The organism is Cognatundibacterium crateris, assembly GCF_010078235.1.
GTDB classification, from domain to species: domain Bacteria; phylum Pseudomonadota; class Gammaproteobacteria; order Burkholderiales; family Burkholderiaceae_D; genus Undibacterium; species Undibacterium crateris.
Window position 1 is genome coordinate 1 of record NZ_JAABOS010000005.1, and the last position, 12,951, is coordinate 12,951.

Sequence of the window (12,951 nt, forward strand, 5' to 3'; positions counted from 1 at the left end):
AATAATCCGTATAAATTTGTTGATCCGGATGGACGTGAGCCGCAGATAGTTGTTATTGAAGGTGTAAAGAGAAAGCCGGTCGAACCTATCGAGCCATTTTATTCCCCTGTGCAGTCGTCAAAAGGGGATCCAATAGCAAGAGCAATAGTTAAGTTATTTCCAAAAAATACAAACACTGCTCCTGCGACTCCGCCCCCAGAAGAAGGGGATCAAAAGGAAGATCAGTATAAAAAACCAAATGAAAAGCTTGAGAAAGGCGATAAGGTTGATATTCTGAAGTTTGACCGCCGCGTGAAGGTCGATGGTGAAGTTAGATTTCAGGATCAAAAATCGGGCTATCAGATAACGCCGGATCGCGCCGGTGGCAATTCGCATGGCGGTAGTGCATTTAAACTTGTTGATCGCGCGGGGAATCGCGTAGCGACGCTCAACTCTGATGGTGTTGTACTTCGTAAGTAGTAAAAGGTGAATGAGCATGAAACACAGTTTAACTAGACCTTTTGATGCCTATTTTCCAGAGATAGAGATCGGTGAGGTTGATCCTTCGTTGATCGGATATGTGGCCATAAATGTATCTTTATTTGACCACTGGCTAACTGAGGAGGAGGCTGACGCAAGCAAGTCGCTGTGCTACGGGACAGCAGTCATAGCAGGTGCGATGGATGAGTATTTGGTAGGCGAACGCAAGTTCTTAGATTTTTATAATTCGTTAGCTGTGGGGGGCGTGATCTGCAATCGGCCTGCGCCGCTCCGATTAATGAATGCCAATGATCCGAAATTTTGTGAGATCGTTGTTGCAAGCCTTCGTGAGAAAAAATCTATGGACGTTTATTTTTCGTCCGCCAATGTCAGAATTATCGGGCGGTATGATCGAACTGACCTGGCGTTGCTTGAGCGTGCGACAGACTTGGCTACATTCGCGGCGAAAGTGAGGGGCGCAGGCTTGTTCATATTGACCTGAAGCATGGAAGACGGGGTCAACCATTAGCCACCAGCACATGTAGCCCGAGCTAGATAGGTTGGCGAAGCGCAGCATTTCAGCCCGGTAAAGCATCAATTAAGTTGTATTAGTTCAGCTGGATCTGACAATACCACTCTTCAAACCGGGGGAGTGTCAGATCGGGTCGCAACTGATACAAGTAAATCGCTATTTTTCAATTTATTTGTTTGCTGAATCTATATTCGCTTAACTTACTCAGCCTGCTTCGGGTCTTCCGGCAGATTGACGGCGGGAATAGTGTATTTCTCTTCGGCCCAGGCACCCAGGTCGATTTGTTTGCAGCGATCGGAGCAGAAAGGACGCCATGTGCTGTCGGGCGTCCATGCGACTTTTGCCTGACAGGTCGGGCAATTGACAAAGGTGGTCATGTTAATCAGTGCTTAATCAGTACGTAATCAGAAGTTACAGAGTGTCAGGTCAAATGGGATATCGTGCTCGGAGGCTTTAGGCTTCATGTCACCATCCTGATTCATGTAACGTATCCAGAGCATGTATTTGTTGGCCGAAATTTCAGGAATGGCACCAAGTTCCTGAGGAATATTCACACGCAAAAGCTGGTACACCTTGCCTTGCAGCATTTGTTGATAACTGCCAGATTGGGCGATCACCTTGGAGGTGGTGCCAGATTCGCGCAATAGCCGTAATACCACGCTGATCGCAGTAAACAGCGGTGCAATCGGCGCAAACCAGGCAGAAATATCAGCAAAGCGTTTTTCTGGCGGATTCTGCTGCCAGGCATGGTAGCTTGGTAAATCAAACTCACAGGCACCACCCGGTATGATAGTACGGCCACGTATGCTCATCAGCCATTCATTTTCGCGGATATGCTGACCGGTTTTTCCTGTGCTGGCGATCAGCGCAGAGCTGGCCTGATCAACTTCTTCCAGGACTTTATCCAGCATTTCTGCCTGCACATTGGGATTGGATTTGAAACTGATCAGTGTATGCTTTTGACGTTCGAGTTCCTGCAGCAAATCTGATTTAAGATCGGCACGGCCAGCGACTTCCAACATTTCAAAAATGGTGGCAAGCGCAACGTGATGCTGCAGTGGATCTGACTGGTGCAGGAAAAAATTGAATTTTTCGTACAGGTCTTCCAACCGCAATAGCGTGCGAATACGCTCGTTGAAAGGGTATTCGTAAACAATCAAAATAGTATCCCTGTTCTAAATATGTGCCAAGCTCAGCTCCACGTGATTCTGAACCATACTGTCAGAAAATACAAATACCATGTGCGTTTTTTAAGAATTGTTTTTGCAGGATCTCGTTCCGCAAACCGATATAGCTCAGTTACTGCCTGATTTTTGGGCAGACATGTTCAGGTAGGTCTGATGCAGGGCCAGAATTTGAGGTTTGATGAGATGCAGACCATCCTGGTTAAGGATGACATCGTCTGCTGCGGCCAGTCTTTCTTGTCGAGAAGCCTGATTACGCATGATGGCCAATACTTGTTCCCGGCTTAGCTGGTTACGCTGCATCACACGAGTTATCTGGATTTCCTCCGCACAATCGACGACCAGGATACGATCCACTCTTTGCTTCCAGTTGCCTGACTCCACCAGTAGCGGTACCACAAAAATCAGATAGTCCCCTGTTGCGCTGGTGGCTGCCTGCTCAGTCTGAGCACGTATCAGCGGATGCAAAATGGCTTCCAGCCTGAGTTTGGCAGCGCTGTCATTGAAGACCAATGCGCGCATTCTGGCTCTGTCCATACTGCCATCACCGGAAATCGCCTGATCGCCAAATTCTTCGCGTATCTGCGGAATCGCAAGGCCATCTTTCCGGGTCAGAGCGTGAGCGATCAGGTCGGTATCGATCAGGCTGGCGCCCAGTGCCTGAAATGCATTCGCGATGGTCGTTTTACCGCTGCCTATGCCTCCGGTCAGACCCAGGCTGAACTTTTCCAGGCCCATCATCAACTCATAAATGGCTGAGATAGGCCTGCACGATCTGCGGGCCCCAGAGCATTGCAATCAGGCCTGCCATTGCCAGATAAGGGCCGAAGGACAGTTTTGTTTCAAAGCCCATTTTAGATAAGAGTATCAGGGTGATACCCACTACAGAGCCGACTAAGGAAGAGACCAGAATAATCAGCGGCAGCATTTGCCATCCCAGCCAGGCACCAAGCGCCGCCAGCATTTTGAAATCGCCGTAACCAAAGCCCTCTTTGCCTGTCAGCAGACGATACAGGTGAAATACCAGCCATAAAGACAGATAGCCCGCGACCGCGCCCAAAATTGAGGCGGCTGGGGTGGAGAAAGCGCCAGTCAGACTCAGTAACATACCCAGCCAAAGCAGGCTGTAGGTCAGATCATCGGGCAGGAACTGGGTGTCCGCGTCGATCAGCGTCAGGGTAATCAAAAAAAAGCAAAATACTGTCGCTGCCATTCCCGTAACGCCGGTGCCGAAATGCCAGGCCATCGCGGCTGCCAGCGCTCCGGTGATCATTTCCACTAAGGGATAACGCACCGAGATGTGTGCTTTGCAACTGGTGCATTTGCCGCCTATTAGCAGGTAACTGATAACCGGGATATTTTCCCAGGCCCGGATATGATGCCCGCAATGCGGGCAAGCAGAACGCGGTACGACCAGGTTATAGCGCTCAGTATGTGGCGGCTGCTTGCCCAATTCTTCCGCCAGATCATTGTCGAACTGCCTTTGCATCATTTTTGGCAGCCGGTAGATCACCACATTCAGAAAGCTGCCAGTGAGTAAACCGATCACAGCAAAACAACATGTTGCAAACCAGTTTGCTCCCGCTTGGAAAAAAATCTCTTGCAACATCAGATAACCGAACCCAGTTTGAAAATTGGTAAGTACATCGCAACCACCAGGCCACCGATCAGCACACCCAGGATGACCATAATCAACGGCTCCATCAGGCTGGATAAAGAGGCGACCGCTTCATCCACTTCTTCTTCATAGAAGTCGGCGACTTTGCCCAGCATATTGTCGAGCGCGCCGGACTCTTCACCAATCGCGACCATTTGTGTGACCATGCTTGGGAAAACATTGGCATTTTGCATGGCGACGGTCAGGCTGGTACCGGTGCTGACTTCAGTCTGAATTTTAATGGTTGCATCCAGGTAGACTGCATTGCCAGCGGCACCGCCTACCGAATCTAGAGACTCGACCAGCGGTACACCGGCCGCAAACATGGTCGACAAGGTTCTGGTCCAGCGTGCGATGGTCGCTTTACGGATCACAGCGCCAAAAATAGGTGCCTGCAACAGGATACGGTCCATCGCTCTTTGCATTTGCAATGAGCGTCGCCAGGTCTGGAAGAAAAAGTAAATCGCGCCGAACAGACCGCCAAAGATAATGTACCAGTAGGTGACGAAGAAGTCTGACAGTGCCATCACAAACAGTGTGGGTGCAGGTAACTCTGCGCCAAAACTCATGAAGACTTCTTTAAATGCAGGTACTACCCAGATCATAATCACAGCGGTGACGATGAAGGCAACCGACAAAATAGCGATAGGGTAGGTCAGGGCAGACTTGATCTTTTTCTTGATAGTCTGGGTTTTTTCTTTGTAAATTGCGAGTCGCGTCAGTAAGTCTTCCAAGATACCTGCCTGCTCACCGGCGCCAACCAGATTGCAGAACAGCGGATCAAAATAGAGAGGGTATTTGCGGAAAGCCTGATTCAGGCTGGTCCCGGTTTCTACATCGCCGCGTATGTCTTGCAGTAGCTTGGAGACAGAAGGGTTGGCGTTTCCTTTTGCCACGATATCAAACGACTGCAATAAGGGAACGCCGGCTTTCATCATCGTCGCTAACTGACGTGTGAATAAGGTAATGTCGGCATCGGTAATGCGTTTGCCCGAGCTATAGCTTTTTTTCTTGAGCTTGGTGACCAGAACACCTTGGCGGCGCAAGGTCGCATTGACGATTGCCTCGCCGCCAGCGCGCATTTCTCCTTGCACTTTTTTGCCAAATTTGTCCTTGCCTTCCCAGGCGTAAAGAACTTCTTTGACTTGCTTGGCTGGTTTCTGGGGATTTGTTGCCATTTAATGGACTCCGGTTATTCGTTGGTGCAGCCGAGCACTTCTTCGAGGCTGGTCAGACCTTGTTTGACTTTGAGCAGGCCTGACTGGCGCAGATTGCGTATGCCCTCGCTTTGTGCCTGTGATTCGATATCCAAGGCAGATCCACTGGCCAGAATAATGCGCTCGATGGACTCAGAAATCGGCATCAGCTGATAGATACCGACCCGGCCTTTATAGCCACTGCCACTACAGCGATCACAGCCGACCGGCTCGTAAGGTTTCCAGCTGCCATCCAGATCTTCTTCTTTAAAGCCAGCGGCCAGCAATACCTCATCCAGCACCGTCGCGGGACGCTTGCAGGTACATAAGCGTCTCGCCAGACGTTGCGCCGTAATCAGAATGACTGAAGACGCAATATTAAATGGTGCGACACCCATATTCATCAAACGTGTCAGGGTGGATGGCGCATCGTTGGTATGCAGCGTGGAAAAGACCATATGACCGGTTTGCGCTGCCTTGATTGCGATATCCGCAGTCTCCAGGTCACGAATCTCACCCACCATGATGACATCAGGATCCTGACGCAGAAACGACTTCAGGGCTGCGGCAAAGGTCAGCCCCGCCTTGTCATTCACGTTAACCTGGTTCACACCGGGCAAGTTAATCTCAGCCGGATCTTCTGCAGTCGAGATATTGATGCCGGGCTTGTTGATCACGTTCAGACAGGTGTAGAGCGAAACGGTTTTACCGGAGCCAGTAGGCCCGGTTACCAATACCATGCCATATGGGCGCGTGATCGCATTGAGCAGCGTTTCTTTCTGATCCGGATCATAGCCCAGCGCATCAATACCCATTTGCGCCTGCGAACCATCCAGAATACGCATAACGATTTTTTCACCGAACAAAGTCGGTAAGGTACTCACACGGAAATCGATCGACTTATTCGCATTCAGATACAGCTTCATGCGGCCATCTTGCGGTACCCGTTTTTCCGAAATATCCAGCTTGGAAATCACCTTGATACGGGACGATAATTTGTCTTTGATCGCCAGTGGTGGTTGCGCGATTTCACGCAGCTCGCCATCGATACGGAAGCGGATGCGGTAAAACTTTTCGAAGGGTTCAAAATGTAAATCTGATGCGCCCAGGTTGATCGCATCGATCAGCATTTTTTGCAGGAATTTGACGATAGGCGCATCATCGACTTCATTGGCTTGCGCGTCGGCTGCCGCCTGATTCAGGTCTTCTTCTTTAAAATCCAGTTCAAAATCATCACCAGCCAGCTCACTCAGGCTTTGCTCTGAGGTCTTGCCGATTTTTTCCAGCAGCTTGCTCAGTACATCGTGCTGCACGATGATAATTTCCAATGCCAGGCTGGTTTGAAATTTCACCTGATCCAGTGCTGAATTATTGGTCGGATCAGCAATGGCGACCGACAGTTTGTTGCCCTTTTTAGAAATGGGAACCAGACGCTGTGACAGCATCAGCTTGAGATCCACCAATTTTTCCGGGAGCAGCTCTTCGTTAATAGCAGATAAGTCGAGTAAGGGATAGCCAAAGGTGTCAGAGCAAAAGCTGGCGACATCTCTGGCACTCATAGAACCACTGGAAATCAGCGCATCAATAAAAGGAGATTTATCGGCTGCGGCTTTCTTCAGCGCAATATCGAGTTGCGTGGTATTTAATAAGTTACCTTGCATTAATGCGCGAGCAAGACCAGGCGTGCTGGCCGCGGGAGCAGAGTTCGGAGGGACAGCGGACATAGTGACTTATCGGTAAGGTTTGCCAAAACAATCAGTTGCCTAGCGATAATGCAACTGAAGCCAGTATTTGTAAAGCGATGCTACTCTTTTTTACATATGTGCAGAGTCACACTATCCCCGGGCGCAACACTCGCCGGGTATAGCGTGAAAAGTCACTTTTTCAGAAAGGGTGAAACACGCGCCGGCGGTGACCGCCCGGCGCTGCGTGTGCTTCAGTGGAATTGTAGTTCAATGATTGCGGGTGACCGCAAACTGGGTGAGCGCGAGCAAGGCTGCTTTGTATGCGGAATCTGGCAAGTCAGCAACTGATTGTTTCGCAAGCGCAGCTGCGGCCAGTGCTTTGTTGCGCGTATATTCGAGTGCACCAGAGTCGGTGATGGCTTGCAGAATTGCATTGAATTGCGATTCATCGCCTTGCTCTATGCAAGTTCTCACCAGTTGCCGCTCTGCATCTGAGCCGTTTTTCATCAGATAGATCAGTGGCAGGGTTGGTTTTCCTTCGCGCAAATCATCGCCTACATTTTTGCCTATGTCATCGGCATTGCCGGAATAGTCCAGCACGTCATCGATCAGCTGGAAAGCGGTACCAATGGAACGTCCGTATTCGCCGGCAGCACTGATTTGAGCGTCATTGGCTCCGGCAATTAAGGCGCCTATTTCGGCGGCTGCCTCAAACAATTTGGCAGTTTTGGAGCGTATCACTTGCAGATAGCGTTCTTCTGAGACATCGGGATCATGCATGTTGAGTAATTGCAACACTTCACCCTCAGCGATCACATTGGTCGCATCAGCCAGGATTTGCATGACGCGCATGCTTTGAATGGAAACCATCATCTGGAACGCACGCGAGTACAGGAAATCACCGACCAATACTGAGGCGGCATTTCCGAACATTGCATTGGCGGTTTGGCGGCCACGGCGCAGGGAGGATTCATCAACCACATCATCATGCAGCAAGGTGGCGGTATGGATGAATTCCACGATGGCGGCCAGATCGAAATGGTGTTTGCCCTGATAGCCGTAGGCATTTGCTATCAGTAGCACCAACACCGGACGAATGCGTTTGCCGCCTGCGCTGATAATGTATTCGGCGATCTGGTTAACCAGTGCAACTTCAGAATACAGCTGCTGACGTATCACTTGATTCACTGCCACCATATCCGTGGCAATCACATCGGTAATCGGGTTGGGTTGTGCTGTGGCAGACAAGGGAAGATCCTGCTAAAAAATTCTAGACGCCGAGATTATACGATGAGGTGACTAAAATTGCTCTTCGCATCATGAGTAAAATCAGTAAGCGCGCGGTTACAGACTCAGAAACAGCGCTTGATTTGATCTTTAACAAGCAAAAAACCGTTTTCTGCAGAACGGCGGTGCTGAAAAAATACGCAAATTGTTTTTGACGCTGCTGCTAAGTCTATGTATAATTTGGGGTTTTCCCGAAAACAAACCTTGTTCTTGGGCAAAAAAAGAAATTCCCTATATTTATTTGATGAGGTTTCCCATGTACGCGGTCATAAAAACCGGCGGTAAACAATATAAAGTTGTTGCCGGTGAAAAACTTAAAGTAGAACAGATACCTGCAGACATTGGCTCCGAAATCACCATTGATCAAGTGCTCGCATTGGGCGCAGGTGAAACCATTAAATTTGGTGCTCCATTGGTCGCAGGTGCTACGGTGCTGGCTAAGGTAGTAGATCACGGTCGTCACGACAAAGTACGTATTTTCAAAATGCGTCGTCGTAAGCATTACCAGAAGCGTCAAGGCCATCGCCAAAACTACACTGAATTGCAAATCGTATCTATCAACGGTTAATTTCAGTTTCCACTGAATTACTGTTTATTACCTGTATCAAGGAGCTATTAAATGGCACACAAAAAAGGCGGCGGCACCACGCGCAACGGCCGTGACTCAGAGTCAAAACGCTTAGGCGTTAAAGTTTACGGCGGCCAGTCTATCAATGCTGGCGGTATCATCATTCGTCAACGCGGTACACGTGTACACGCTGGTGAAAATGTTGGTATGGGCAAAGATCACACTTTGTTCGCTCTGGTTGACGGCAAAGTACAATTCGCGATCAAAGGTGCAAACAAGCACCAGTACGCAATTGTTGTTGCAGCTTAAGTTTTGAAGTAATTCAAAATCAGGCGCAAGCCAGTACTATAAATAGGCTCTGCCATTGGTAGAGCCTTTTTTTCTATGGTTTCACAAACTGTCCTATAGTGTGTCAGTGAAACAGAGAGATCCTGTATAAATCGGTTGCACCAATCGGGTGGCAAAGATTTATACAAGCTTTTTTAGGTGCTTAACATGAAATTTATTGATGAAGCCAGAATTGAAGTGATCGCCGGTGATGGCGGTAATGGAGTTGCCTCATTCTGTCGCGAAAAATTCCGCCCGTTCGGCGGTCCGGATGGTGGTGATGGTGGCCGTGGTGGCAGTATCTGGGCGGTTGCTGACCGCAATATTAATACCCTGGTTGATTACCGTTATTCCAAGCTGCATAAGGCGAAAGACGGTGAAAATGGCCGTGGCGCTGACTGCTACGGTAAAGGTGCGGACGATATTTTCCTGCGCATGCCAGTTGGTACTTTAATCTCAGACCGCAATACCGATGAAGTGATTGCCGATCTGACCGAGCATGGTCAGCAGGTTGAGCTGGTCAAAGGCGGTGAGGGTGGCTGGGGTAATATCCATTTCAAAACCTCAACCAACCGTGCGCCACGTCAGCGTACTGAAGGTAAGGAAGGTGAACGCCGCGAATTGCGTCTGGAGTTGAAGGTCTTAGCGGACGTTGGTTTGCTTGGTATGCCAAACGCGGGTAAATCCACATTTATCACCGCGGTATCGAATGCGCGCCCTAAGATTGCCGATTATCCGTTTACTACGCTGCATCCTAATCTGGGCATGGTGCGTGTCAGCCATGAAAAGAGTTTCGTGATTGCCGATATCCCTGGTCTGATTGAAGGCGCGGCCGATGGTGCCGGTCTGGGTATACAGTTTTTGAAGCATTTGCAGCGTACCGGCATTTTGTTGCATATCGTCGATCTGGCACCTTTCGACGAGAATGTCGATCCTGTCAAGGAAGCAAAAGCCCTAATCAAGGAATTGCGTAAATACGATGAAAGCCTGTATGAGAAACCACGCTGGCTGGTACTCAATAAGCTCGACGTATTAAGTGAAGACGAGCGCAAAAAGAAGGTTAAGGATTTCATTAAACGCTTTGCCTGGAAAGGTCCGGTTTTCGAGATTTCCGCTCTGAGCCGCGAAGGTTGTGAAGACCTCGTCACTGCGATCTATGCGCATCTCGAACAAAAACGCACCCAGGAACAGCGTTCCCAGGAAACCAAAATGAAAGAGGAAGCCCAGGGCATACTCTCGATTGATCCTGATGATCCACGTTTCAAAGTGATAGAAGAATAAAAAAAAGGCCTGAAATGTTCAGGCCTTTTTTACGTCGGTCTGGTCAGGTAGTGTTGATTGTATTTAATGAAATTAATCAATATTTATACTCAATTAATTCAATTGATTCTAAATAATATTCAGATTTCATTATCTCATTCCACATAAAGTATAATTGTACGCATTGGCAATACTGCCGGGGCGTCGTAAGGCTTGGTGAACATCTGGTGCGTTCAGCAATCGTCGTCAGCCCCGCATTCAAGCAATCAACGTATTCTTACTTTGTCGTGGTCTTACTATGCAATCTGTGATTCAACAAGCAAAACGTATCATTATTAAAGTCGGTTCTTCGCTGGTAACCAATGATGGGAAGGGGCTGGACAGCGTTGCCATTGCCAAATGGGCGACGCAGATCGCTGCGCTGCGTGCGATGGGCAAGCAAGTCATTTTAGTCAGTTCCGGTGCAATTGCTGAGGGGCGGCAAAGGCTGGGTTTTGATAAGCGTCCGACCGGCATACATCAGTTGCAGGCTTGTGCGGCAGTCGGACAAATGGGACTGGCACAAATTTATGAGAGCAGTTTCCGCGTTCATCAGCTAGGCACGGCACAGATTTTGCTGACCCATGCGGATCTGGCTGACCGCGAGCGCTATCTGAACGCAAGATCAACTTTATTTACGTTGCTTGGTTATGGCATCGTCCCCATCATCAATGAAAATGATACGGTCGTGACCGATGAAATTAAATTTGGCGATAACGATACCCTGGGCGCGCTGGTCGCAAATCTGACTGAGGCTGATGCGCTGATTATTCTGACTGATCAAAAGGGCTTGTACACGGCCGATCCACGCAAGCAGCCGGATGCGGAGTTTGTGCATCAGGCGCGCGCTGGAGATGTCGCGTTAGAGGCGATGGCTGGCGGCGCTGGCAGCAGTCTGGGTAGTGGCGGCATGCTGACCAAAATATTGGCAGCTAAGCGCGCTGCGAGTTCCGGTGCGCACACCGTGATTGCCTGGGGACGTGAAGAAAACGTATTGATACGCCTGGCTCAGGGCGAGGCCATAGGCACGCAGTTGGTCTCTGAGCGGGCGCCACTCGCAGCACGCAAACAATGGATGGCCGATCACTTACAAACGGCAGGCCAGTTTGTGCTCGATGCCGGTGCGGTTCAGAAGCTGCTGAAGGAAGGTAAATCTTTGCTGCCTATCGGTGTCACTGAGGTCAGTGGTGAATTTGGCCGTGGTGCGGCGGTGACGTGCGTTGATCAACAGGGTAATGCGATAGCGCGTGGCTTGTCGAATTATGGCAGTGCCGATGCACGCCGCATTCGTCAAAAGTCGTCGCAGGATATTGCCGGGATACTTGGTTTTGTCGAAGAGCCAGAGCTGATACACCGTGATAATCTGGTGCTGCTGACTACGCCAGCGCACAGCGAGGCTTGAGCATAGGCGATGCGCTGGCGCTAAGCACCTGGTAATGAGGGCAGCAGCTTGCGGATTGTGCCGCAAGCTGTGCTGAACGCTTACCGGCCGTAAAGAGTGCGCTTGCCACGCAGCCGGTCAAGTATGCTGTTTGCTTTTCCGGCGATGGTATTTCCCTCGCAAAAATACTCTGTGAATAAGTTGTGGTGCTGCTTATTCGCGCCTGTTTGCGAAATCTTATCCCATTCATCACGACGGCTACGCGACCAGGTACCATCGCTGCGGCCAAAGGCATACAGCTTTCTTTCATAGGTCGCGCAACGTATGCCTTCATAGCTCACATTGCGCGCACCTGCGCTACTGCTGGCGACTAAGGTGTAGCGTATGGTGCCATCACTGGCGATACTTAAGGAAGGCGCATCGATGAAAAACTGCATGCTGCCGGACTGATAAAAAGGCAGCAAATTTTCATTTTTAGGTGCAGCCGGTAATTGCACCTCGACTTCACGCCATTCCTTGTCAGGCTCGTCTTCCGCCGCCAGCGCAGTAGCGCTGTGCAGGCTGCCCGCTAACAGGAGCAGCGCCAGTGAGGCTGAGGTCATTAGGGATCGTTTGTGCATGGTTTTATTTCGTTTGTTCAGACTCATCGGTCTGCGGGGCCGGGATTTTTGCGGCTGCTTTATGCTGATTGCGCCGGTTACGTTGCGCTCCGGGGTGGTCCTGTCTGTGGATGAAACGCGATAACTCTTGCAGTGCAAGCTGGTACACGCCGCGTTTGAATTCAATCACCACATCCAGCGGAACCCAGTATTCATGCCAGCGCCAGGCATCAAATTCCGGGTGATTGGATGCGCGCAGGTTGACGTCGCAATCGCGACCCACCATGCGCAGCAAAAACCAGATTTGTTTTTGCCCGCGATAATGCCCACGGATTTCACGTTTGATGAAGTGATCCGGTACTTCATAGCGTAACCAGTCACGGGTGCGGCCTATAATTTTGACGTGCTCAGGCAACAATCCTGTTTCTTCTTCCAGCTCGCGAAACATAGCTTGTTCAGGAGACTCACCATACTTGATCCCGCCCTGAGGGAACTGCCAGGAGTGCTCGCGCACACGCTTTCCCCACCAGACTTGATTGTTGGCGTTCAGCAAAATTATGCCTACGTTAGGGCGGAAGCCTTCACGGTCTAGCATAGTTAACCTCAAAACTTTCTGTGGCTAACCGCTCGGTCTTGCAATTTCCTGGTTCTGAAATCGGTGTTTACGTCGAAAAGTGTGCCCATTTTGCTGCGGGCAGCATCAAGTCTGGCGAACAAAACGCGGTTTCCTTCATCAAATATGCAAAGAGTGGGCGCATTAGCCAGCTAATCCTTTAA

Annotated in this window: 15 protein-coding genes; 6 read left to right on the forward strand and 9 right to left on the reverse strand. The window is 49.8% G+C overall.

Annotation, left to right across the window (positions count from 1 at the left end; translation table 11 throughout):
• On the forward strand, nt 1–459 hold a 459-nt coding region (locus EYB48_RS10675), incomplete at its 5' end, for a hypothetical protein (RefSeq protein ID WP_202927760.1).
• A gap of 16 nt (nt 460–475) precedes the next feature.
• Nucleotides 476–961, forward strand: a complete 486-nt coding sequence (locus EYB48_RS10680; protein ID WP_162020341.1) for a hypothetical protein — start codon at nt 476–478, stop codon at nt 959–961.
• A gap of 230 nt (nt 962–1,191) precedes the next feature.
• Here EYB48_RS10680 and EYB48_RS10685 read toward each other — a convergent pair whose 3' ends face one another.
• From EYB48_RS10685 to ispB, 7 genes are all read right to left on the reverse strand, one after another.
• Nucleotides 1,192–1,368 carry a DNA gyrase inhibitor YacG gene (locus tag EYB48_RS10685; protein WP_162020342.1) on the reverse strand — a complete coding sequence of 59 codons (177 nt, stop codon included), beginning with the start codon at nt 1,366–1,368 and terminating at the stop codon, nt 1,192–1,194.
• 27 nt (nt 1,369–1,395) lie between these two features.
• Nucleotides 1,396–2,151 (reverse strand): cell division protein ZapD, encoded by a 756-nt coding sequence (zapD, locus tag EYB48_RS10690; RefSeq protein WP_162020343.1) that lies wholly within the window; start codon nt 2,149–2,151, stop codon nt 1,396–1,398.
• A 135-nt stretch (nt 2,152–2,286) separates the two neighbouring features.
• Complete coding sequence (gene coaE / locus EYB48_RS10695; protein WP_235935059.1) at nt 2,287–2,916, reverse strand: dephospho-CoA kinase; 630 nt, start codon at nt 2,914–2,916, stop codon at nt 2,287–2,289.
• A gap of 4 nt (nt 2,917–2,920) precedes the next feature.
• On the reverse strand, nt 2,921–3,784 hold the full coding sequence (locus EYB48_RS10700; protein WP_162020344.1) for a prepilin peptidase: 864 nt from the start codon (nt 3,782–3,784) through the stop codon (nt 2,921–2,923).
• Nucleotides 3,784–5,010: a type II secretion system F family protein gene (locus tag EYB48_RS10705; RefSeq protein WP_162020345.1), complete on the reverse strand. Its 1,227-nt coding sequence runs from the start codon at nt 5,008–5,010 to the stop codon at nt 3,784–3,786. The genes EYB48_RS10700 and EYB48_RS10705 overlap by 1 nt, the downstream gene beginning before the upstream one ends.
• Before the next feature lie 14 nt (nt 5,011–5,024).
• Entirely contained in the window at nt 5,025–6,752 is a 1,728-nt protein-coding gene (gene pilB, locus EYB48_RS10710) for a type IV-A pilus assembly ATPase PilB (RefSeq protein ID WP_162020346.1), read from the reverse strand.
• A 228-nt stretch (nt 6,753–6,980) separates the two neighbouring features.
• Nucleotides 6,981–7,910, reverse strand: coding sequence for an octaprenyl diphosphate synthase (ispB, locus tag EYB48_RS10715; RefSeq protein WP_162020591.1), 930 nt, complete (start codon nt 7,908–7,910; stop codon nt 6,981–6,983).
• Between the two features lie 346 nt (nt 7,911–8,256).
• On the opposite strand from ispB, the gene rplU reads away from it, so the two are divergent.
• From rplU to proB, 4 genes are all read left to right on the forward strand, one after another.
• Nucleotides 8,257–8,568: a 50S ribosomal protein L21 gene (rplU, locus tag EYB48_RS10720; RefSeq protein WP_162020347.1), complete on the forward strand. Its 312-nt coding sequence runs from the start codon at nt 8,257–8,259 to the stop codon at nt 8,566–8,568.
• 51 nt (nt 8,569–8,619) lie between these two features.
• A complete protein-coding gene (gene rpmA / locus EYB48_RS10725; RefSeq protein ID WP_162020348.1) occupies nt 8,620–8,877 on the forward strand; it encodes a 50S ribosomal protein L27 in 258 nt (85 codons plus the stop codon).
• 186 nt (nt 8,878–9,063) lie between these two features.
• Nucleotides 9,064–10,176, forward strand: a complete 1,113-nt coding sequence (obgE, locus tag EYB48_RS10730) for a GTPase ObgE (RefSeq protein WP_162020349.1) — start codon at nt 9,064–9,066, stop codon at nt 10,174–10,176.
• Between the two features lie 277 nt (nt 10,177–10,453).
• Nucleotides 10,454–11,596, forward strand: coding sequence for a glutamate 5-kinase (gene proB, locus EYB48_RS10735; RefSeq protein WP_162020350.1), 1,143 nt, complete (start codon nt 10,454–10,456; stop codon nt 11,594–11,596).
• Between the two features lie 80 nt (nt 11,597–11,676).
• On the opposite strand, the gene EYB48_RS10740 is transcribed toward proB, so the two are convergent.
• Nucleotides 11,677–12,195: a CNP1-like family protein gene (locus tag EYB48_RS10740; protein WP_162020351.1), complete on the reverse strand. Its 519-nt coding sequence runs from the start codon at nt 12,193–12,195 to the stop codon at nt 11,677–11,679.
• A 4-nt stretch (nt 12,196–12,199) separates the two neighbouring features.
• Nucleotides 12,200–12,769 (reverse strand): RNA pyrophosphohydrolase, encoded by a 570-nt coding sequence (locus tag EYB48_RS10745; RefSeq protein WP_230403669.1) that lies wholly within the window; start codon nt 12,767–12,769, stop codon nt 12,200–12,202.
• Between the last annotated feature and the right edge of the window lie 182 nt (nt 12,770–12,951).